We start from the raw sequence: 22376 nt of genomic DNA on the forward strand, positions 1-22376 counted from the left end.
GTCATCTCCTCACTATCACCAACATCACTGAGAGCAGTAACGCCAAGCTGAGCGGATAGTAAAACCATTCGCTTTGTGGACGCCAAGTTTGGTTGGCTTGGCTAATCGGTTCCAATTGATTAATCGCGTTATAAATGTTTTGTAAATCTTGTTGATTACGGGCGCGAAAATATTGCCCTCCCGTGGTTGAGGCGATGTCCTGTAAGGTTTGCTCATCTAGATCTTGCGCGGTATTGACCTTACGACTAAACAGGAAGTCTTTGACCACCATCTCGCCAGCACCAACTCCAACCGTGTAAATCGTAGTGTGATATTGCTGGGCAATCTGCGCGGCTTCTCGTGGGTCAAGCACGCCTGCAGTGTTGCTCCCATCGCTCAGTAAAATCATTACCCGCTGTGGCGCATCACTGTCGATAAAGATTTTCGTCGCCAGACCAATCCCTTCGCCAATCGCGGTTTGTGTGCCGATCAGCTTTAATACCGCTTGATTGAGTTGGCTAGCCACGGTGGCGCGATCTAACGTCAAAGGGGTTTGCAGGTAGGCATGATCAGCAAATAAGATCAGCCCTATTCGATCCCCTTCGCGCTTGGTAATAAATGGTGTCAGCACCTGTTTCACTGCGGTTAAGCGATCTACCATCTGTTGACCCGCTTGCATATCTTGTTGACTCATTGAATAGGAGAGATCGACCACTAACATTAAGTCACGATGTGCGGTGCTACTGCTGAGCGGATCGCCATACCAGACTGGCCGTGCGGCGGCACAGAGCAGCAAAATCCATACACCAGCTGCGAGTAAACGAATCAGCCACCCGCTTTTGTGGGTGACTGACGTCTGTGGAAGGTAGGCGAGCTTAATCGCAGTCCGAGGGGGGATGGCTGGTACGAAAACATAGATAACCCAAGGCAGTGGTAGAGCCAAAAGCACCCACCACCAAATAAACTCAAAACTTGCCAAGTGCTGATTTTCTCCGCTTTTTAGGGGGTAATGCGTTGGCAACCCAGCAATAACAGTGTTGCACCAACTCATCGGCATTGCTCACTGGCTGTTTTTGATACAGGGCTTGTTGCCATTGGGTCTCATTCGGTATAAACAGGGGCTGACCCATTTCCGCATCTAAAAACGCATACCACTCTTTGCCTGTTAAATGAGCAATGTCTTGCCGAGGGTAATAACACAGCGCCGCTTGACGAACTAATTCAATCGCGGAAGAGGGCGTTTGTGGGATGGCTTTTAAGCTCAATAGCCGCAGTGCGGTTTTCTTTGGCGCGAGTCGGCGACGACGCCAACGCACCGCCAAGCCAATCATGAGCACCACCAGTAGAATGCCACCCAAACTTGCCCACCATCCCCAAGCCAGCGGGAACCAGCTAGGCAGCTCAGGTAGATGTAGGCCGTTAAGATCGAGTGATAGGGTTGACGATTCCTTCATTTCTTATAGTCCGATAATTGTGGTAGCAAAGGGAGTCCGCTGGAAATTGAGCGGTAGTCTATTGCCAATAATAGACAGAGTGATTCTAATTTTTCTTTTTGAGTTTCAAAGGCTTTTTTGATGCCTATCCGGGTACTATTTATCGAAAAGTTGAGCCAGCGCGTCTCTTGGCGATTTTGTACTTGCTCAATGCCACGAAATGAGGTGTCACCACACTCTAAAGGATCGAAAATCTGCACCATACGCACTTGGTTATGCCGACACAGTTGGCGCAGTGCGAGTGCATCTTGATCGGGGTCTAAATCGGTAAAATCGCTGATCAACACCACTTCACTGCCTTTGGGGCATAAACGATGCAGTGTAGTGAAGACTTGCTGGCGGGTCAGTTTTCGATCTGTATGTGATGAGGGGGGTGTTTGCTGCGTAGTGACACAGGCGGCTAAAATGGCTAATACACCTTGTTGACGAGCTGTGGGCTTGATCTCAATCAGTTGTTGACCAAGATCAATCACCGCACCGACGCGATCTTGCTGCTTAACCGCGAGCCAACTGAGTAAACTGGCCAGATGCGCGGCTTGTACGGATTTGAGCAGCAAGCAGGAGCCAAACTGCATTGACTGGCTAAGATCGATGTAAAGTACCACAGCTCTTTCGCGTTCTTCACTGAACAGCTTAGTGTGTGGCTTGCCCGTACGAGCGGTGACTCGCCAATCCATGGCACGAATATCATCTCCGGCTTGATATTGACGCACCTCTGAAAAGTCCATTCCGCGTCCTAAACGGCGGCTTTGGTGCTGACCGATCCGCGTTGACCACACCGGACGAGCAGGGGGTAAGAAATGCACGGTTTGTGGCTGATAGGCGAGCAATTCGGCCAAACACAGCGTAACACCATTAGCATGTAAAGGGAGAGTATCGTGCATCGTGATCCCCTAAGCGCTGCCAACCAGTGACAACAGATGAGCAATTACCTGATTGGGGTGTATGCCTTCCGCTTGCGCTTGGTAACTGAGCAATAAGCGGTGACGCAGCACCGAGAAGGCCATCACTTGTACATCATCTGGACTGACAAAATCACGACCTTGTAGCCAAGCTCGCGCCCGAGCGCAACGATCCAGCGCAATGGTTGCCCGTGGGCTGACCCCCATCGCGAGCCACTCGGCCAGTTTGGCATCGTATTTGGCGGGTTGGCGGGTCGCCATAATTAGGCGTACCAGATAACTTTCAATCGCTTCGGCCATATGAACATTCAGTACCGCTTGGCGGGCACTAAATATCTGTTGTTGAGTCATCAATGGCTTATCAATCGCTGGTACGCCTTTCGCTTCGCCACGATTGAGGCGCAAAATCGCCAGTTCATCCGCCGCATTGGGGTAGCTGACTTCCAAATGCAGTAAAAAGCGATCGAGCTGTGCTTCTGGTAGCGGATATGTACCTTCTTGCTCAATCGGGTTTTGGGTCGCCATAACCAGAAACAGTTCAGGTAATCGATAGGTTTGACGACCCGCAGAAATCTGCTTTTCCGCCATCGCTTCTAACATCGCCGCCTGTACTTTGGCGGGTGCGCGGTTAATTTCATCGGCGAGGACTAATGAGTTAAAAATCGGCCCAGCTTGAAACACAAATTCACCGGTCTCAGGGCGGTAGACATCGCTACCGGTTAAATCAGCGGGCAGTAAATCTGGTGTAAATTGGATGCGATGAAAATCACCTTCAATACACTCGGCCAGTGATTTTACCGCGCGAGTTTTTGCCAGCCCCGGAGGCCCTTCTACCAGAATATGTCCATCCGCTAACAGCGCGACAAGCAATTGGTTGATGAAATCACTTTGGCCGATCACTTGCTGATTTAAATAGTGCTGCAAGGTTTGAAAGGGCTGGAACGTCATGAATGGTTTTACTCCCAAATGGTTTTACTCTCAGACCGCTGTGCGGTTAATGCGGTTTCTCATCGATAAAATTGTGTAACAGGTCACCAGATAAACGGCATTGACTGGTTTGCGATTTTTACCGCGATGTTAGCGTATTTCAGCTTATTGTGCTGGTAGATATCTCGGTGGTGACTGCTGGTTTATTACTCAAAATTGATGGTGGATGGCTATTTTTGTTTAAAATTGTGATTTATGTCGCGCTTGGCGTGCCAAGTTGTAAGAATTTGCTTAAGTATTGTGATGTTAGGCCGATAACTAATCAGTTTTAGTGATAGTCATGATGTAGGTGGGGAATATGTTCAAATTGCAGCAGATAAGTATTAAACAAAAGGTTGTGTTAGGCGTGACGTTTGCCGTATTGGCATCAACATTGATTGTGGGTGTGATGGCACAGCGTCAGGCGCGTGAAGTTCAAGAGCACCGCCTGATTGATTTAGAACTGCCGAATATGCTGAATCTGATCAAAAGTGATATCGATCATCAGGTGATGCAACTGTTGGCATCTGCCCAGCAAATTGCGAGTAATGAATTTGTGCAACAAGCGATTGCAACTACGCAGAGAGATCCCGCTACAGAAGCCTTGTTGATTAAGCAACTGAATAATTTACGCGATCAATATCAATTAAATGATGCTTCAGTGGCTAACCGAAAAACCGCCTATTACTGGAATCAAGATGGCTTCCTACGCCAACTGAATCGACAACAAGATGGGTGGTTTTTCGGTTTCACTGGTTCCGGCAAACCGACCATGGTCAGCATGTTCCAAGAAGCCAATGGTGACGTCAAAATGTTTGCTAACTATCAGTTGCTCAATGGCGATGCGATGTCTGGAATGTCGAAATCGATGGATGACATGGTTAACTTACTGAATAGCTTCAAAATCGAGAAGACAGGGTTTGTCTTTTTAACCAATGCGCAAGGTGAGGTACAAATTCACCGTCAGCAAGCGCGAGTCAAATCCAATTTACAGCAAATCTATGGCTCTGCGACCCATTCACTGCTCAATAAGCATGGCTTCAACTTGATTTCAGCACAGGATCAAGGCAAAGAGGTGATGGTGGCAAGCTTGTATATTGAAAGTATGGATTGGTTCTTGGTCGGGGCTGTTCCGGTTAATGAAGCGTTTGCTGAATTAAATGCGGTGGCACAGCGTATGATGTTAACCACCTTGATTGTGGCCGCTATTTTTATTGTGATGGGAATTTTCCTGGCTAACAGCATTACTATGCCAATTAAGCAAATCGCCAAACGTTTCAGCGATTTGGGTAAAGGCGATGGCGATCTTTCCCAGCGGATTGAAATACAAGGTAATGATGAAATTGCCCAACTTTCTCAAGGCTTCAACGGTTTTATCGAAAAGATTCATCATTCGATCAAAGATGTCGCACAAACTAGCCGAGAGCTACAAGTGGCTGCCGAAGGGGTATCGCGTAAAGCGTTAGTGACCCATGATAATAGTCAGCAGCAGCGTGATCAGACCATCCAAGTGGTGACTGCGATTAACCAAATGGGGGTGACCATTAGTGAAATCGCCTCTAATGCGGCGACGGCAGCAGAAACGGCGAATTTTGCATCCACCAATGCGGATCAAGGGCGTAATGTGGTTAATAAAGCCAAAGATGCCATTAGCGGTCTGGCCAATGATATTGAACACACAGGAAACGTGGTGGCGCAATTAGCCTTAACCACTCAAGAGATAGGTTCGATTCTTGATGCCATTCGAGGCATCTCGGAACAGACTAACCTGCTGGCACTTAATGCGGCGATTGAAGCGGCTCGAGCTGGGGAGCAAGGCCGTGGTTTTGCTGTGGTGGCTGATGAAGTGCGTAATTTGGCAAGTCGCACCGCCGTCTCAACCGAAGAAATTCAGAAGATGATTAATCAACTGCAAAGTGATGCCAAGAATGCGGTATCGGCAATGGATGCGGGTAAAGTTGTTACTCATCAAGGTGTTGCTGCGTCTGATGAGGCGGTCAACGTGCTGATGAGTATCTCGCAGCGTATTCATGATATTTCCGATCGTAATACTCAAGTCGCGACCGCTACGGAAGAACAATCGACGGTGGTGCACACCATCAATCAAAATATCGAAGAAATTAATGCGATCAACGAAGTGACGACCCGTACTGCTGAAGAATTGGCCGATGCGAGTCAATCACTGCGTGAACTGTTTGGTCGTTTGGACAAATTAGTGGGCAGTTTTAAACTCTAGCAACCTCGCGAGGAGTTGGTTACACTGCCGGCCAGTAAAAACCAAGTAGGTAAACCGTCATGAACGATTTCGAAAAAGAGCTGGAGCTACTCTCTCAGCAGGTGGCACAAGAGCCAGAAACTAAACTGCCGAGCCTTGAAGAGCAAAAAGCGATTGCTCAGCAACTCAAGCAGTTGGAAGCAGAAGGCAAATTGACGCCTGAAGTGTTGGAAGCTTATTTTGGTCAATATTATGTGACGAATGATGCGCCAGTACACTAAGTGAAGTGTGACGCTATCCATATTATCGAGCCGCTATTGCGGCTCGATGTCTATCGAAATGATCGTATCGGTGGGTTACCCCTTTCCTATTTGAAGCTGCAGCGGTGTTGACGACGCTCCTTCACCCCAATTACATAGTTTGCCGATGCTCATGGGGACTCACTCACTGGCCGCCTACCTGCAACTTCAAGTGGTTTGGGTATTATCAGCATGCTCAAGTGTATGTTGGCGGGCAACCGTGATCCCTAAGCGTTTGGCGAGTCGAATAAGATTAGCGCGATCGGTATGCAGGCGTCGTGCGGCTTCGGCCCAATTGAAGTTGGCTTGCGTGAGGGTTTGACTGAGCAGATGGCGCTGGAATTGATCGGTAGCTTCACGCAGTCCAATATCAAGGTTGATCGGATCTTGCAGTGTTGCTTGAGCGTGATCGGCAGCCATACTTGGCCGTGTTGGGCCTTGTAACTCACCGATATCTAATGCACTTAAAGTGGTGACCGAGCGCCCCACTTGGCGGGCCTTCGCTTTGAGCGCGGCGCGATTAATTACATGCTCCAGTTCACGTACATTGCCTGGCCATGGGTAGGCGATCAGTAGATTTAACGCATCCGCATGCAATTTAAGCTGAGTGATAGCTAATTTACGTCTGGCATGTTCAACGAAATATCCGGCCAATAAAGCAATATCACCCTGCCGTTCGCGCAGTGGTGGCACATAAATCGGATAAACACTCAATCTATGGTACAAATCTGCCCGAAAATGACCATTTTGTACTTCCTGTTTTAGGTCACGATTGGTGGCCGCAACAATCCGTACATCAACGGTTTGTACCCGATCTTGCCCAACGGGTTGAATCTCTTGGTTTTGTAAAGCACGCAAAATTTTACTTTGTGCGCTTAACGGCAACTCTCCAATTTCATCGAGAAATAGCGTACCGCCATCGGCGAGGGCAAATTTGCCCATTCTTTGCCGATCGGCCCCGGTAAATGCACCTTTGACATGACCAAATAGCTCACTTTCCAACAAATGCTCTGGGATCGCCGCGCAATTTACATACACCAGAGGTTGGCGCTGGCGATTTGAGCGCTGATGGATGGTTCGCGCAACTAACTCTTTGCCCACTCCCGTTTCACCATGGATCAAAATAGTAAACTGAGAGGGGGCAACCACATCAATATCGGCTTTCATGGTCTGCATTGGGTGACTATTGCCGATAATTTCGAGGTTGTCGCGACTCCACACTTCTTGATTCAGCTCTTCTAACCGTTGTTGAGTCTGTTTGGCTTGATTTTCCAGCTCGGCAAAAGTGAGCGCCATTTTCAAGGTCGCGGCGGCAATCGCGCTCAGCATTTCCAAACTGCGTGATGAGAGAGGATCAAATGCATCCGGCTTAAGACTATCGAGGGTCAGAATCCCGAGCAGTTGACCACCGAAATGCAACGGTAATCCCATACAGGAATGGATGGGCAGATCTTCTTCACTGTCGAGCAGCAATCCATCAAAAGGATCGGGTAGCGGGCAATCAGCAGCAAAACGAACTGGGCGATCGGCACTGCAAATTTGTGCCAGTCGTGGATGCTGATTGACCACAAAGCGCCGTCCTAACGTATCTCGTGTTAGCCCTTGCATGGCAAGTGGGATCAATGTTTGATTATGCAGCGCCATCAGCACTACACAGTCACAAGTGACCGCTTTGCGTAGCGCATCGAGTAAACGGTGAAAGCGGTCATCGTTATTGGTGCCGCTGGCGAGCCCAACGGTCATTTCGAGTAAATTCGCCAGTGAGAATTCTTGCATACTTGTCATTGGGTTATGTTTTTTTGATAGTGTAGTGTCCAATTGACTCGTTTCAAAGGGTTTAATTGACACGGTCAAAATAATTTTATTACTATTTTTCATGGTGTTAGCTTTTGGCACGTATTCTGCTTTGTAACAAGGCTTATTGAGAGTGGCTCTAACCACCGTTTTTATGCCTTGATTGAGGAAAAGTTATGCTCACCGAACAACACATTACGATTATTAAAAGTACCATTCCTGTTTTGGAGTCAGCTGGTCCGGCTCTGACTCAATATTTTTATCAGCGTATGTTCAAATACAATCCAGAACTGAAGCATATTTTTAATATGACCCACCAGAGCACCGGCCGGCAAAGTGTGGCTCTATTTGAAGCGATCGCCGCTTATGCGAAACATATTGATAATTTAGCGGCTTTAACCAGTGCGGTTGAGCGCATCGCTCATAAGCACACCAGCTTTAATATTCAGCCTGAGCATTACCAGATTGTTGGCCATCATTTACTAGAAACACTACGCGAATTGGCACCGCAAGCGTTTACTCCGGCAGTCGAAGAGGCTTGGACGGCGGCGTATCTGTTTTTGGCACAAATCTTTATTGATCGAGAAGCCGCCCTTTACTTAGCGCGTAAACATGCACTGGGTGGTTGGCAAGATGGCCGTGCGTTTATTGTGCAGGATAAACAGACTGAATCTGCGGATGTAACCAGTTTTACACTGGCGGCAGCGGATGGCGGTGCGGTGCTGGATTACTTACCAGGACAGTATATTGGCCTGGAAGTGACGCCGACTGGCAGTGATTATCGTGAGATCCGCCAATACTCTTTATCGCAAGCATCGAATGGGCAGGAGTATCGGATTTCGGTTAAGCGTGAAGGGGTCGGCTGTAGCAATCCGGGGCTAGTTTCACACTATTTGCATCAGCAAGTGCAAGTGGGTGATACGGTTAAGCTCTACGCGCCAGCCGGTGATTTTTTCTATATTGAGCGTCAACGCCCAGTAGTGTTGATCGCTGCCGGTGTCGGCGCAACTCCGATTCAGGCAATGTTGCACACGTTAGCGCAGCAAGGTAAAACCGAGGTGACTTATCTGTATGCTTGCAATGATGCTAGCCAACACACTTTTGCTTTAGAAACGCAAACCGTGGTTAAACAGCATGGTTGGGATCAGCATGTGTGGTATCGCGATGAAAACTCAGAGCATGCTCAACATGGTGAGATGCAGCTCAGTCAGGTGGTGTTGCCGATCCAAGATGGGGATTTTTATCTGTGTGGCCCAATCGGCTTTATGCAGCATGTGGTGAAACAACTGTTGGCGTTAGGCGTGGAGCAAGAGCGCATCCATTACGAAGTGTTTGGCCCGCATGCTTCGCTAGTTGCTTAGCGAAAAAAGGCCATAAAAATAGCCAGCCTAATTAGGCTGGCTATTAAAATCTTTGGCAAGTCTATTACAGAACTTTGATGCTTTCAGCTTGTGGACCTTTTTGGCCTTGAGTGATCACGAATTCCACTTTTTGACCTTCAGCCAGAGTGCGGAAACCGTCACCTTGAACTGCACTGAAGTGAGCAAAAACGTCAGGACCGTTTTCTTGCTTGATGAAGCCAAAGCCTTTAGTTTCGTTGAACCATTTCACGGTACCAGTAACTGGAGTAGACATAATAAATATCCTAAAAACATTTTTTAACGTAGGCCGATTACGGCGCGGATAGCGTGGAAAAGTAGCGTGCTATTGCGTACGACACGGACGGTTACGAATAATCCAACCAAGCGATGTGTATACAAAGAACTTTTTCTAGCCGCGATTGAGTCTAGAGCAAACCATTAAGTTGTCAATCGAATCTTGAACAGAGTCGAAACTTGTTAACAAAATTCATCGATTTTTTGCATCCCATCGCATTGAGCGGTGATTTGGTGTTCTGAATACTGAAAGATGAGTGTGTTAGGTGCTGAGCAAATTGTAGGCTACGCCGTTTCTAGTGGTAGCAAGATAAAGTGGGTCTTATCTCTCAGAATAGAAAAAATGAGCAGATGAATATTGTGGTTATTAAGTCGTTCAAAGTTGCCGTCAGTGGCGATATTGACCTCTGCTTTCTAGTTATCTATTGAATTTATTGATGATTTTTATTTGGCATTTGGTTAATGGTTGGTTTTTGTAAAATTGATTAACTCAATACATTACTTGTTTAGAACTTGAAATAAATTTAGGAAGGTTCAAAATTAACTAAAAATGAGTTTGCAAAAATGAAGGGATGCGGTTAACGATAATTTGAGGTAGGTGCACCATGAAACTATTTTTAATTCTGATGCTTTCTGTATCCGGTGGAATCGCTTCTGCGGATCATCTCTATTCGTTTATGCTCGGTTTTGGCGTGGCTTCCCTTGCCGTCGGTAGCTGTTACTGGCTGGCGTTTCGCAGTACTCGTTTTCCACAATTGGCGGTGTTTTTGCTGCTGTGTGGTTTTTTTGCCAAAGTGGCGGTGACTGTGGTCGGAGTGCTGTGGGGTATTTCTAATCAGCTGATGACCTCCCCATTTGTGTTTGCGTTGTCATATCTGTTCTTCTCGATTGTTGCGACCTATTTTTGGTTTCGTTACCGCGAATTATCGATGAAACTGAAAGACAAAATTATTGCTTCACATACTCAGCACCATTCCCATTAACGGTAGCGGGATATGGTTGACTAAAGCAGAACCTGCGTGTTCTGCTTTTTTATGCCTCAAAAACGGATCATGCTAGCCATGTGAGTTAGCTGATTAGCGTTGCTCTAGGTTGATCTCGCCACCGTGTAATGGTAGGTATACACTGTAGTCTCTGATAAAAATATTAATAAAAACCAATAATAAGGTGGTGGCATGTCTGTTCCTATTTTGATCTGTGATGACTCTCCACTAGCGCGCAAACAGATGGCGCGTTCGCTTCCCGCCTCACTCAATGCTGACATCACTTTTGCAGTGCATGGGCTCGATGCGATGGAGATTTTGGCCCAGCAAAGTTTCAAACTGATGTTTTTGGATCTCACCATGCCTGAGCTCGATGGTTTTGAGACCTTAGAGGCCATGGTGAAAAAAGGCGATACCACGCCGGTGGTCGTGGTGTCTGGCGATATCCAACCTAAAGCGGAACAGCGAGTGTTAGCGCTGGGCGCGAAAGCATTTATTCAAAAGCCGATTGATAAAAAGGTGCTGAACGATGTGCTTAAGCAGCTGTTTGAGCCACCGACTCAGCCTCGCATGATTACCCCTGTCGCGCTTGAACTGCCAATCTTGAAACGGCGCGATATTTACATGGAAGTGGCTAACGTGGCGATTGGTCGTGCGGCGGATGCCTTGGCTCGCCACTTTGATGTGTTTGTTGAGCTGCCATTACCGAACGTCAATATTTTTGAAGTCAGCGAGCTGCATATGGCACTGCGTGACTTGGCCAATAACAGCCAAGTTTCTGGTGTTTGTCAGGGCTTCAGTGGCGAGGGCATTGCTGGTGAAGCTTTGGTATTGCTCAGTGATTCGAGTGTCGCCGAGCTGAAAAGGCTGATGAAAGTACCTGTGGCCAGTGAAGATCTGCAAGAGCTAGAGCTGTTGATGGATGTCTCCAACATTCTGGTCGGGTCATTTTTAAATGGTTTAGGCCATCAAGCCGAAGTGCGCTTTTTCCAAAGTGCTCCGGTGCTATTAGGTCGCCATCTCTCGATTGATTCAGTGATTGATTCCACGGCCGGTTCATTTGGTAAAACCATGACCTTTGAAGTGAGCTTCAATATTGAAGGGACCGCAATCCGTTGTGATTTACTGTTTATGTTTGTCGATCAATCGTTACCACTGCTCGACAATAAGCTGTCGTATTTGATGGAGGACTTCTAATGCTAGCCTTACCTGCGGAGTTTGAGCAGTTCCATTGGATGGTCGATATGGTACAAAATGTCGATATGGGCTTGATGGTGATTGATCGCCATTATCAGGTGCAAGTGTGGAATGGGTTTATGACCCACCATAGCGGTAAGCAAGCCCATGATGTGATAGGGAAATCTCTGTTTGAGATTTTTCCAGAGATCCCTGTGGAATGGTTTAAGTTAAAAACCAAGCCCGTGTATGATCTCGGTTGCCGCAGTTTTATTACTTGGCAGCAACGCCCTTATCTTTTTCACTGTCGCAACGTGCGTCCGGTGACTCAACAAGCGCAGTTTATGTATCAAAACGTGACGCTGAATCCCATGCGCACTCCGAATGGGATGATCAATGCGCTGTTCTTATCGATTCAAGATGTGACCAGCGAGGCTCTGATTTCACTGCAAGCCTCAGCCTAGCCATACTATTTGCACAGGCCAGAGTGACACTGGCCTGTGCGGTGCTTGAGCACGATTTATTGAATAAGCTCATTACCGGAATGTTGCTGGTTGAAAAATAGCGCAATATTATTCAGTGTGGTCTGGGCAATATTATTCAGCGCATCTTCGGTTAAAAAAGCTTGATGACCCGTGAATAGGACGTTGTGGCAAGCCGATAGGCGGCGAAATACGTCATCGACAATCACATCGTTGGATTTATCTTGGAAGAACAGATCCTTCTCATTGTCGTACACATCTAAACCAAGTGCGCCAATCCGGCCACATTTCAGCGCTTCAATTGCTGCGGAAGAATCGAGTAGCTCACCGCGGCTGGTATTGATGATCATCACCCCATCTTTCATCTGTTCAAAGGCCGATTGGTTGAGTAAATGGTAGTTTTCTTGACTCATTGGACAGTGCAATGTGATCACATCGCTGTGGGCAAACAGCTCGGCTAGTTCAACATAGCGTGCACCCAATGCTAGCGCATCTGGGTTTGGATAAGGGTCAAAGCACAGGATCTGCATACCGAGCCCTTTGAGAATACGCATGGTGGCTACCCCGATTTTTCCAGAGCCAATCACACCAACGGTTTTGCCATAAAAGTTAAAGCCGACCAAACCATCGAGCGAGAAATTGGCATCGCGTGTACGTTGATAAGCTTTATGGAAACGGCGGTTTAAGCACATCATCATCCCCACCGCATGCTCTGCGACCGATTCAGGTGAGTAAGCAGGAACGCGAACCACTTGCAGGCCCAGTTTTTTCGCTGCGACTAAATCGACTTTATCAAAGCCTGCGCAGCGCATGGCAATCAGACGAGTCCCGCCTTGATAGAGTTGCTCTAATACCTTGGCATGCAGCTCATCATTAACAAAAGCACACACCACTTCACAGCCTTGCGCCATCTGTGCGGTTTTTTCGGTGAGTCGGAAATCATGAAAGTGCAGGGTCAATTGTGAGTGATCAACTAGCTGATTAAATGAGCTGATATCATAAGATTTGGCACTAAAAAATACGGCGTTGAGCATAGTCGTTCCTTGTATTGGGGACTTTTGCTATTGATATACCCATTGTCGGCAAAAATAAACCCCAAATTTTCTAAGTATAAGCTTGGCTTAATGGATGTTTGGACGTCTAGACTGTTGACTTCCATGCTGCTTGGCTTTAGGCTTTGCGACCAATTTTATAATAATATTTTGATATCAATATGCACTCCACTTCTTCATCACAGCCGCAACAACCGAATGGATTAGCCCTGTTACCACTGATGGTTTTCTTACTGCTCTTTATGGGGGTGGGAAGCTATCTGACTTGGCAACAGGTTGATTTCGCATTTTATCAATTGCCTGCACCGGTTGCGGTATTACCTGCTGTAGTGCTGGCGATTGCTTTAAGTAAAGAATCACTCAATCGAGCGATTGAGCAGTTTTTACGCGGTGTGGGTCATAGCGATATTATGGCGATGTGTATGATCTACCTACTCGCTGGGGCATTTGCTGCGGTAGCCAAAGCGACTGGAGGTGTGGATGCCACCGTGAATCTTGGCCTTGCATTGTTGCCGGCTAGCCTGATTTTGCCTGGCTTATTTGTGATCTCCGCTTTTGTCGCCACCGCGATGGGCACCTCAATGGGTACCATTGCCGCGATTGCTCCGGTGGCTTTGGGGATTGCTCAAGCCGCTGAGTTGAATTTAGGTTTGACGGCGGGTGTGGTGCTAAGCGGTGCGATGTTTGGTGATAACCTTTCGATCATTTCTGATACTACGATTGCCGCCACACGCTCACAAGGCTGCCACATGCGTGACAAGTTTAAAGAAAACATCCGTATCGCGCTGCCTGCTGCCGTGTTGGCTTTGGTGGTCTTTGCCTTGAGTAGTCAAGCTGCACAATCTCCACAAACCAGTGCGATTGAGTGGCTAAAAGTGCTGCCATATCTCACCATCCTAGTGTTGGCGGTGATGGGACTGAATGTGTTTCTGGTGCTATTGGTTGGGATTTTAATTGCGGCTGGTGTGGGTAGCTTTAGTGATGGCTACGCACTTTCGGCACTTAGCAAAGATGTTTACGCTGGATTTGGCAATATGCAGGAGATTTTTCTGCTGTCGATGCTGATCGGTGGTATGGGCGAGCTGATGAAGCAGCAGGGCGGATTATCCTTCTTAACCCACCAAATTAGCCGCATGATCAATAAATTTGCCCGTTCACACAGCGATGTCCAAAAAATGCGTGCCAGTGAGTTAGGCATTGCTGGTTTGGTGGCTCTCACCAACGTGTGTACCGCTAATAATACGGTGGCGATTATTGTCAGCGGTGGCGTTGCCAAAGAGTTAGCCCAGCACAATGGCGTAACGGCTAAGCGCTCGGCAAGCCTACTCGATATTTTCTCTTGTATTATGCAGGGGGTGTTACCGTACGGCGCACAGGCGCTACTGCTGGGCTCTATTTTCCACCTGTCACCACTTAGTGTGGTCAGCTATTCTTACTACTGCTTCTTCTTGGCTGCCGCGGCGGTGGTGGCGGTATTTTTACGCCACCCTGCCCGCGGGTAAGTATTGCTAAGCGCTGTTGTGGGTTGCTAACGCAGTTGTCATTAATGCAGTTGTTATTAATGACATGGCGGTTAACCTGACACACGACGGCGCTTAGTTTGAGGTTTCGAAGCGGTTCTTTGAGTGGCACGTTCCGCTAACTGTTGACGATAATTCGCGAGATGAAAACGTCGTTTTGGGCGCTGCGCTGCGACCAATTGCGCTAGTTGTGCTTCTAAGAGTTGATTGCTTTCAAGCAGGGTATTGAGCGATTGGTGATCTTTTTGCGCCGTATCGTCTTCGAAAAAAAATGACGCAACACTGGCGGTCAATAAACCAAACAAGGTAATGCCGGTCAGCATTAAAAATACTGCCACGCCACGGCCAAAACCCGTTACCGGATACATATCGCCATAACCTACCGTGGTAATGGTTGTCATTGCCCACCATAGTGCATCGGTATAGCTGTTGATTGGGCTTGGGGTGCCTTTTTCGACTAAATACACAAACGCCGCAGAGAGTAAGACGGTTGAGAGACTAGTGAGGCCAATAAAGCTGAACGTCTTTTGTCGCAACACCGATTTGGTTTGTTTCCAAGCTTTGGGCAGCACTAATAAGATGCGCAGAAAGCGCAGTGGCCGCAAAAATGGCATCGCGACGATCAACACATCTGGCCAATTTTGTAGCATGTACTGCCATGGCTTAGGGCTAATAAAAATCTTCACCAGCAGTTCGGTGGCGAAAATTCCCCATATAATCCACAGCAAGCCATCCAGAAACTCTAAATCATCGCTGGCGAGATCTGCAATATCGGGCAGCAGAGCCACCACAACATACAGCACAGAGAGAATGAGCATTGGGGTTTCAGTAGTAGTTTCTACTTTTGCTAACAGCTTTTTCCGAATCGCTAACTTCATAAACTTAGAGGAGAGAGGGCAAAGGTTGCCTTAGACTATCAAAAAATGCTGGGTAGGTATTGGTTAGAAATCAAGTTAATCGCTGGCTTAAAAGCGATATTGTCCACCGAGCGTAAACGAGAGGCTCGAATAATCTTGCTCTAAAAATTGGTAGCTCAGCTCCATGGTAAACGCCAAACTTTTGTCGAGACTCGATTGTACTTTAGTGCCCACGCCGAGATAGGGATTGGTTCCAGAATACTGCTGATTATCATACGGCGAATCAAACGGATGGCGCTCTTTAATTTTCATGCGCGCCAAGCCACCTCTGGCATACACCATCGTCATATTATTCAGTGGTTGCTCCATAAATGCACCGAAGTAAAAACCTTCGACTTTAACGTCAATATTTTGCCGCTGCGCATTGAGCATTTCTGCTCCATCACCAATCATGCCTGAGTAGCCGACATCGAATCCGATAAATGGTGAAAATTGGTATTGGTAACCAAACTGAGTCAGCCAAACCTCATCGGTACTGACTGGGCTATCAATTCGGCTGAGCCCGGTTTTTAACGAGAATAAATAAGGGCTGGAGCCCGCATAGGCAGGCAGCGCCAACCAACAACAGAATATAAGCCAATACCGTCCGCGTACCATAGGTCACCTATTTCTTTCCTTGTAAGGAGATGTCAAACCACATTGTTACCCACTGGTCACTTGATGGGCGGTGGGTGAATGCCAATTGAATTCTGGCATTATAGTTGGTTTAAAAGTAAGCAATAAATGCGCCGAATCGCGGTTTATCACTAACCATTGATATGTAGTGTGATTTTGATCGATTTTCGATATCAATGCGAGTCATCGTGCGTACGCAGGGGACTTTAAGATGTGATCTGTGTCTAAATTAACACAATTTAGGCTTAAGCAATCGATTCCCAAACCCAGTAAAGTGAGATGAACATAGCCATGGATCTGGTGTAACTATCTGTTTTTAAATTTATTTTTTGAGAGTGGATGTGTCGAGGTTATGTTGAGTATGAAAACTTCGGCAGGGTAACACAAAAAAAAGTCAAATATCAGTCTTGAGAGAAAAAAAACGCGGCCTATAATGCTGAAAACCGGAGCGTCTGCCAACGCTCCGGTTTTTTTGTGTCCGAAAGGTACTCACGTCTGCCAACGAGGGTACTACGCACTGTGCTAAACGACACAAATGGTCAATTAATCAAGGAATTACATAATGCGTATCGAACAAGAACTTAAGTTAGGTTTTAAAGATGTCCTGTTTCGCCCGAAACGTTCCACGCTGAAAAGCCGCTCTCAAGTTAATTTAACCCGCGATATTACTTTCAAACATAGTGGCCGTCAATGGTCTGGCGTACCAGTCATTGCAGCTAACATGGATTCGGTAGGCAGTTTTGCCATGGCCAGCGCATTGGCGGAACACGGTGTGATGACTGCGGTACACAAGCACTACACGGTGGCGGATTGGGCTGAGTTTGTAGAAAATGCTGATAAAACCACGCTCAATAATGTAATGGTATCTACTGGCACTTCTGCGGCGGATTTCCAAAAGACGCAAGATGTGATGGCGTTGTCTGATGAGTTGATTTTCATCTGCATCGACATTGCCAATGGTTATTCTGAACATTTGGTCGAATACGTACAAAAAGTTCGTGCCGCTTTTCCCGATAAAGTGATCTCGGCAGGCAATGTGGTGACTGGCGATATGGTTGAAGAGCTAATTCTGGCTGGTGCCGATATTGTGAAAGTCGGGATCGGTCCAGGCTCGGTGTGTACCACGCGGGTAAAAACCGGCGTAGGCTATCCACAGTTATCAGCGATTATTGAATGTGCCGATGCCGCCCATGGTTTAGGTGGCCGCATTATTGGTGATGGCGGTTGTACTTGCCCAGGGGATGTGGCCAAAGCGTTTGGTGGTGGTGCCGATTTTGTGATGCTCGGTGGCATGTTAGCCGGCCATGAAGAAGCGGGCGGAGAGCTGGTGGTGCAAGAGGGCGAAACTTTCATGAAATTTTACGGCATGTCATCCAAGAGCGCGATGGACAAACATTCCGGCGGTGTGGCGGGCTACCGTGCAGCCGAAGGAAAAACCGTACTATTGCCCTACCGTGGCAGCGTACACGGTACCATCCAAGATATCCTCGGTGGCGTACGCTCAACCTGTACCTACGTAGGCGCAGCGGAACTTCGTGAGTTAACTAAACGTACCACTTTCATCCGTGTTCAAGAGCAAGAGAACAACGTCTACGGGCGTGAGTAAGCCTTATATTGATCGGAAAAATCGAATGATTAAGAGCCGTTTTTAACGGCTCTTTTTTTGCTCTAAATTTTGGTAATGGTGAAAAAGTGGCGGCAGTGGCGATGAAAATTTTTGTGGCGACAGCCTGAGCAATTCCAAATTGGAAAGCGGATTTCGTGTGATCCGGTCTGATAAAGGATTACCGTTACTGTTTGCCAATAGTAGCAAGAGATGGTATCTACAACCTGATGATTGTGGTGTGTCATCTTGATTTTTCTCGTATTCGATTTTTTTATTTGCGAGGCTTATGATGAAAATTGTAATTGCTCCTGACTCTTACAAAGAAAGCCTGACGGCAATGGAAGTAGCGATGGCCATTGAATCTGGGTTTCGTAAAGTGTTGCCAGACGCCGATTACGTTAAATTACCGATGGCGGATGGTGGTGAAGGCACTGTGCAATCGCTGGTTGATGCGACCGGCGGTGAAATTATTCGCTGTCAGGTCACGGGGCCGTTGGGCGAGCAAGTTGATGCGTTTTACGGTTTGCTGGGGGATCAGCAAACGGCAGTGATTGAAATGGCGGCAGCATCCGGTTTGCATCTGGTGACGCCGGAGCAGCGCAATCCACTGCAAACCACCACCTACGGTACCGGTGAGCTGATTTTGGCTGCCTTAGAGCGTGGGGTGCGACGCATCATCATCGGGATCGGTGGTAGTGCCACCAATGATGGTGGGATTGGTATGGCGCAAGCGCTCGGTATTCGCCTGCTGGATAAGCAAAGCCAAGAGATCGGATACGGTGGCGGGGCACTGGCACGTTTAGCGACGATTGATATGTCGGGTCTGGACCCCCGTTTAGCGCACACCGATATTGAAGTAGCGTGTGACGTAGATAACCCACTGTGCGGCCCGAGAGGGGCGTCGCACGTGTTTGGTCCACAAAAAGGGGCCACGCCAGAGATGGTGGCGCAGCTCGACGCTAACTTGGCGCACTATGCCGATTTGATGCAGGCGCAACTGGGTTGCGATGTGAAAAATCGCGCTGGCGCCGGAGCGGCGGGTGGTCTGGGCGCAGCGCTAATCGGGCTGTTACAGGCGTCCTTGCGACCGGGCATTGATATTGTGATGGATGCGGTGAACCTGCGTGATGTGGTGCGCGATGCTGATTTGGTGATCACTGGTGAAGGGCGAATTGATAGCCAGACCATTCACGGCAAAACCCCGATTGGTGTGGCGCGCGCGGCTAAAGAGTTCAACAAGCCGGTGATCGGGATTGCCGGTTGTTTGGCCAACGATTGTGATGTTGTTCACCAGCATGGTATCGATGCGGTGTTCAGTGTGGTGCCGGGGTCCGTCAGTTTGGTGCAAGCTTTACGTGATGCGGCATTCAATGTGGAGCTGACGGCGCGTAATATTGCTGCGGTGTATGCACTCACACGCTAATTGTCATGCTTATCTAGTCAGGAGCGTGTAGATTGTCGGCTTCAGCATATGGTTACAAGATATCAGTATAGACATTTAGTCCTTTATCAAGCAGATCCTGTACGACGTTGCTTGGAAGGTTTTTGTCGGTGATAATCCCATTGAGTTGTTCAATATCTAAGGCGTGAAAGCTTGCGATGCGGCCATATTTGGTAGCATCTGAAATGAGATAGCTCAGTTGAGCAGCTTGAGCAATAGCTTGCTTTACTTGTACTTTATTTTCATTCGGGGTTGATAGCCCTTTCATGCTCCAAGAGGATGACGAGATAAACGCCACATCAATATTCATTCCTTTTAGGAACTCTGCAACTTTACCGCCAATCGCTGATTGATTTTCTCGATCAACCCTTCCTCCAGTATGATATAGATCACATTGACCATTATTCATCAGAAAATTAGAGATAGAAAAGTCGTTAGTGATCACTAAAAGATCTGCTCGATCGGCTATTTGATGAGCAATCTCTAAAGCGGTAGTTCCGGCATCTAAGTAAATAGTCGCATTTTGCTCAATAAGACCTATCGCAATTTTTCCAATATGGATTTTCTCATGCGCTTGCTGCTCTATTTTATCATTGTGTGATAACTCGACGTGTAAGGCTTGGGCTAATTGAGCTCCTCCTGATACCGAAATGACCTTGCCTGAAGATTCTAGTTTGGCAATATCCCGACGGATTGTCATATGTGAAACCTTAAGGTGCTCAGTTAAATCTGAAATACTCAATACCTCCCGATGAGATAATAGGGACAAAATAGTTCTTTGCCGCTCGGCTGGGATCATGATTTCACTTCTCTCTATCTACCTGTTTTTCATATCCTAACAAACTTTCTAATGTATGTGAATATATGTGAATTTATGTTCGATTCATCAAGTGCAAATGAGCATCATGGCTATTTAAAGCGTGTTTTTGGCTGTTATAGATAAAAGCCAAGTATAAAGTGTTATCTGTTGTTAATTTATGTGATTGCTGTCTGAGTTATGGTTTGTTTTTCACATATAATCACAATAGTGAACAATATGTGACGCATTTGAATTCAATCTCTGATTAGGAAGGTTAATGGTGATGAAAAAAATTCAATCAGTCGGTGTGATTGGTTTGGGCTCAATGGGAATGGGCGCCGCCAAGTCATGTATACGTGCAGGTCTGGATGTGTATGGTTTTGACCTGAATCCTCAAGCGCTCAAGATACTCGCAGAGTATGGTGCGAAAGCGGTTTCAACTAACGCGCTTGAATTGGCAGATAAACTTGATGCACTGCTGATCCTGGTGGTTAATGCGGAGCAAGTAAATAGTGTGCTTTTTAAACATGGACTTGCAGCAGCATTAAAACCCAATACCCCAGTAATGGTGTCGGCAACCATTTCAGCACAAGATGCAAAACAGATACAAGCCAATTTGGCTAAACATAATCTCGTGATGCTGGATGCTCCGGTGTCCGGTGGTGCGGTAAAAGCAGAGGCTGGTGAAATGACCATTATGGCATCTGGAGCCCAGAGTACATTTGAGGTACTAGAGCCAGTGTTAAGTGCTACAGCCACTAAGGTTTACAACATAGGTGAAACGATTGGTCTTGGGGCCACGGTAAAAATTATTCATCAACTACTTGCTGGTGTTCATATTGCTGCGGGTGCGGAAGCTATGGCTCTCGCGGCGCGAGCAAATATTCCGCTTGATCTGATGTATGACATCGTCACCCATGCTGCGGGTAATTCTTGGATGTTTGAAAACCGCATGAAGCATGTCGTTGATGGTGATTATTCTCCTAAATCGATGGTCGATATTTTTGTAAAAGACTTAAACCTAGTATCGGAAACTGCAAAAGATCTGAAATTTCCGTTATCGCTATCCAGTGCGGCTTTAAACATGTTTGTCAGCGCAAGTAATGCCGGATTTGGTCAAGAAGATGATAGTGCAGTTATCAAAATTTTTGATGGTATTAAGCTGCCTGGTGTGGAAATCAATAATCAATAAGCTCACGTAAAGTGGAGAACGAATTATGTTACTCGGTGTTATTGCAGATGATTTTACTGGTGCAACCGACATTGCTAGTTTTTTAGTCGAAAATGGCATGCGTACCGTCCAACTTAACGGCATTCCACAACAGAAGATGGATGTAAGCGTTGATGCGGTGGTTATTAGTCTTAAATCTCGTTCCTGCCCTGTAGAGCAGGCAATTTCTGACTCAGTTACTGCTTTGAAATGGCTCCAAGCCAATGGGTGTCAGCAATTCTATTTTAAATATTGTTCGACTTTCGACAGTACAGCTCAAGGCAATATAGGGCCGGTAACCGATGCTTTACTGGCTGAATTAGATCAAGACTTCACCGTGGTGTGTCCAGCGTTGCCGATCAACGGACGTACGGTGTACAACGGCCATTTATTTGTATTTCAGGATTTACTCAGTGATTCGGGAATGCGCCACCATCCGGTAACACCAATGACAGATTCTAGCTTAATACGCATGATGGATTCACAGTCGCAAGGGTCTACGGGATTGGTGAATTTTCAAGTTATAGAGCAAGGATCATCGGCGGTTATCAAGCGATTTGCCGAATTAAAGCAGCAAGGTAAACGCTATGCGGTGGTTGATGCATTTAACTCTAATCATTTAGCGATACTTGGACAAGCGGTGCAGTCGTTAAAATTAGTGACTGGTGGTTCAGGTTTAGCCGCTGGCATAGCTAAGAACTGGCTAGAGCATTTAGAAGATCAAACTCAGGCCAAGCAAGTGGGTAAGCCCACCAAAGCTCCAACCGTGGTTTTTTCAGGTTCCTGCTCAGTGATGACTAATCATCAAGTGGAGGTTTACAAATCCAAGGCTCCTCATATCGCGATAAATGTTCAAGCGTGTATGACCGATGACGGATACATAAATCAGCTGTTTGATTGGGTTATCAGCAATCTTGACGGTGAATTTGCGCCACTAATATACGCCACAACCGATGCGCCAGCACTAAAAGAGATTCAACAACAATTTGGCGCACATCAATCAAGCCAGGCGGTTGAATATTTATTCAGTCAGTTGGCAAGCCGACTGCAGCAATATGGAGTGAAGAATTTTATTGTGGCAGGGGGGGAAACGTCGGGTGTTGTTACCCAAAGTTTAAATGTCAAAGGCTTCCATATCGGTCCACAAATAGCGCCTGGCGTACCATGGGTCAAATCTTTACAAGGGGAATTATCGTTAGCACTTAAATCTGGCAATTTTGGCGATGAAAATTTCTTTGTCAAAGCACAGTCATTCTTTGCATAAATGGGGTA

General features: G+C 46.9%; 21 protein-coding genes. 11 read left to right on the forward strand and 10 right to left on the reverse strand.

Translation table 11 applies throughout. The annotated features are described in order from the left end of the window. Position 1: 1 nt before the first annotated feature. The 4 genes from OOK74_RS14070 to OOK74_RS14085 are packed head-to-tail and all read right to left on the reverse strand — an operon-like array spanning position 2 to position 3322. A complete protein-coding gene (locus OOK74_RS14070; protein ID WP_278183339.1) occupies positions 2–958 on the reverse strand; it encodes a vWA domain-containing protein in 957 nt (318 codons plus the stop codon). Next, complete coding sequence (locus OOK74_RS14075; RefSeq protein WP_274721689.1) at positions 945–1433, reverse strand: DUF4381 domain-containing protein; 489 nt, start codon at positions 1431–1433, stop codon at positions 945–947. Before OOK74_RS14075 ends, OOK74_RS14070 begins: the two co-directional genes overlap by 14 nt. After that, entirely contained in the window at positions 1430–2356 is a 927-nt protein-coding gene (locus OOK74_RS14080; RefSeq protein WP_406707943.1) for a DUF58 domain-containing protein, read from the reverse strand. Before OOK74_RS14080 ends, OOK74_RS14075 begins: the two co-directional genes overlap by 4 nt. Before the next feature lie 9 nt (positions 2357–2365). Then, entirely contained in the window at positions 2366–3322 is a 957-nt protein-coding gene (locus OOK74_RS14085; protein ID WP_274721690.1) for an AAA family ATPase, read from the reverse strand. A 337-nt stretch (positions 3323–3659) separates the two neighbouring features. Between OOK74_RS14085 and OOK74_RS14090 the strand changes: the two genes are divergently transcribed. Continuing rightward, the gene (locus OOK74_RS14090) at positions 3660–5576 is read left to right on the forward strand and encodes a methyl-accepting chemotaxis protein (protein WP_278183340.1); all 1917 of its coding nucleotides are present in this window, start codon (positions 3660–3662) and stop codon (positions 5574–5576) included. 59 nt (positions 5577–5635) lie between these two features. Then, positions 5636–5836: a restriction endonuclease subunit S domain-containing protein gene (locus tag OOK74_RS14095; RefSeq protein ID WP_166015248.1), complete on the forward strand. Its 201-nt coding sequence runs from the start codon at positions 5636–5638 to the stop codon at positions 5834–5836. 186 nt (positions 5837–6022) lie between these two features. On the opposite strand, the gene norR is transcribed toward OOK74_RS14095, so the two are convergent. Beyond that, the gene (gene norR / locus OOK74_RS14100) at positions 6023–7630 is read right to left on the reverse strand and encodes a nitric oxide reductase transcriptional regulator NorR (RefSeq protein WP_278183614.1); all 1608 of its coding nucleotides are present in this window, start codon (positions 7628–7630) and stop codon (positions 6023–6025) included. Positions 7631–7824: 194 nt separating this feature from the next. On the opposite strand from norR, the gene hmpA reads away from it, so the two are divergent. Then, complete coding sequence (hmpA, locus tag OOK74_RS14105) at positions 7825–9009, forward strand: NO-inducible flavohemoprotein (RefSeq protein ID WP_278183341.1); 1185 nt, start codon at positions 7825–7827, stop codon at positions 9007–9009. Positions 9010–9073: 64 nt separating this feature from the next. Here the strand turns inward: hmpA and OOK74_RS14110 are convergent, their stop codons facing one another. Continuing rightward, positions 9074–9283, reverse strand: a complete 210-nt coding sequence (locus tag OOK74_RS14110; protein WP_166015251.1) for a cold-shock protein — start codon at positions 9281–9283, stop codon at positions 9074–9076. Positions 9284–9908: 625 nt separating this feature from the next. Here OOK74_RS14110 and OOK74_RS14115 point away from each other — a divergent pair. The 3 genes from OOK74_RS14115 to OOK74_RS14125 all read left to right on the forward strand — a co-directional run bounded on the left by OOK74_RS14115 (position 9909) and on the right by OOK74_RS14125 (position 11926). Next, positions 9909–10286 carry an NADH:ubiquinone oxidoreductase gene (locus OOK74_RS14115; protein WP_166015252.1) on the forward strand — a complete coding sequence of 126 codons (378 nt, stop codon included), beginning with the start codon at positions 9909–9911 and terminating at the stop codon, positions 10284–10286. Between the two features lie 192 nt (positions 10287–10478). Further along, entirely contained in the window at positions 10479–11483 is a 1005-nt protein-coding gene (locus OOK74_RS14120; protein WP_278183342.1) for a response regulator, read from the forward strand. Then, positions 11483–11926 (forward strand): PAS domain-containing protein, encoded by a 444-nt coding sequence (locus OOK74_RS14125; RefSeq protein ID WP_166015254.1) that lies wholly within the window; start codon positions 11483–11485, stop codon positions 11924–11926. The genes OOK74_RS14120 and OOK74_RS14125 overlap by 1 nt, the downstream gene beginning before the upstream one ends. Before the next feature lie 56 nt (positions 11927–11982). On the opposite strand, the gene OOK74_RS14130 is transcribed toward OOK74_RS14125, so the two are convergent. Next, entirely contained in the window at positions 11983–12978 is a 996-nt protein-coding gene (locus OOK74_RS14130; RefSeq protein WP_166015255.1) for a 2-hydroxyacid dehydrogenase, read from the reverse strand. Between the two features lie 239 nt (positions 12979–13217). On the opposite strand from OOK74_RS14130, the gene OOK74_RS14135 reads away from it, so the two are divergent. Next, positions 13218–14498: a Na+/H+ antiporter NhaC family protein gene (locus OOK74_RS14135; RefSeq protein WP_274721819.1), complete on the forward strand. Its 1281-nt coding sequence runs from the start codon at positions 13218–13220 to the stop codon at positions 14496–14498. Between the two features lie 71 nt (positions 14499–14569). Here the strand turns inward: OOK74_RS14135 and OOK74_RS14140 are convergent, their stop codons facing one another. Together OOK74_RS14140 and OOK74_RS14145 are read right to left on the reverse strand one after the other, a co-directional pair. Further along, complete coding sequence (locus OOK74_RS14140) at positions 14570–15394, reverse strand: potassium channel family protein (protein WP_277206435.1); 825 nt, start codon at positions 15392–15394, stop codon at positions 14570–14572. An 87-nt stretch (positions 15395–15481) separates the two neighbouring features. Next, positions 15482–16030 carry an outer membrane protein gene (locus OOK74_RS14145; protein ID WP_166015258.1) on the reverse strand — a complete coding sequence of 183 codons (549 nt, stop codon included), beginning with the start codon at positions 16028–16030 and terminating at the stop codon, positions 15482–15484. A 580-nt stretch (positions 16031–16610) separates the two neighbouring features. Between OOK74_RS14145 and OOK74_RS14150 the strand changes: the two genes are divergently transcribed. Beyond that, on the forward strand, positions 16611–17654 hold the full coding sequence (locus OOK74_RS14150) for a GMP reductase (protein ID WP_274721697.1): 1044 nt from the start codon (positions 16611–16613) through the stop codon (positions 17652–17654). A 289-nt stretch (positions 17655–17943) separates the two neighbouring features. Then, positions 17944–19077 (forward strand): glycerate kinase, encoded by a 1134-nt coding sequence (locus tag OOK74_RS14155; RefSeq protein WP_274721820.1) that lies wholly within the window; start codon positions 17944–17946, stop codon positions 19075–19077. A 52-nt stretch (positions 19078–19129) separates the two neighbouring features. Here the strand turns inward: OOK74_RS14155 and OOK74_RS14160 are convergent, their stop codons facing one another. Then, positions 19130–19894: a DeoR/GlpR family DNA-binding transcription regulator gene (locus OOK74_RS14160; RefSeq protein ID WP_274721698.1), complete on the reverse strand. Its 765-nt coding sequence runs from the start codon at positions 19892–19894 to the stop codon at positions 19130–19132. Between the two features lie 283 nt (positions 19895–20177). Between OOK74_RS14160 and ltnD the strand changes: the two genes are divergently transcribed. After that, positions 20178–21086: an L-threonate dehydrogenase gene (gene ltnD / locus OOK74_RS14165; RefSeq protein WP_278183343.1), complete on the forward strand. Its 909-nt coding sequence runs from the start codon at positions 20178–20180 to the stop codon at positions 21084–21086. 25 nt (positions 21087–21111) lie between these two features. Then, on the forward strand, positions 21112–22368 hold the full coding sequence (otnK, locus tag OOK74_RS14170) for a 3-oxo-tetronate kinase (protein WP_278183344.1): 1257 nt from the start codon (positions 21112–21114) through the stop codon (positions 22366–22368). Positions 22369–22376 lie beyond the last annotated feature (8 nt).

The sequence above is a fragment of the Vibrio misgurnus genome, from assembly GCF_029635775.1.
Lineage (GTDB): Bacteria > Pseudomonadota > Gammaproteobacteria > Enterobacterales > Vibrionaceae > Vibrio > Vibrio chanodichtyis.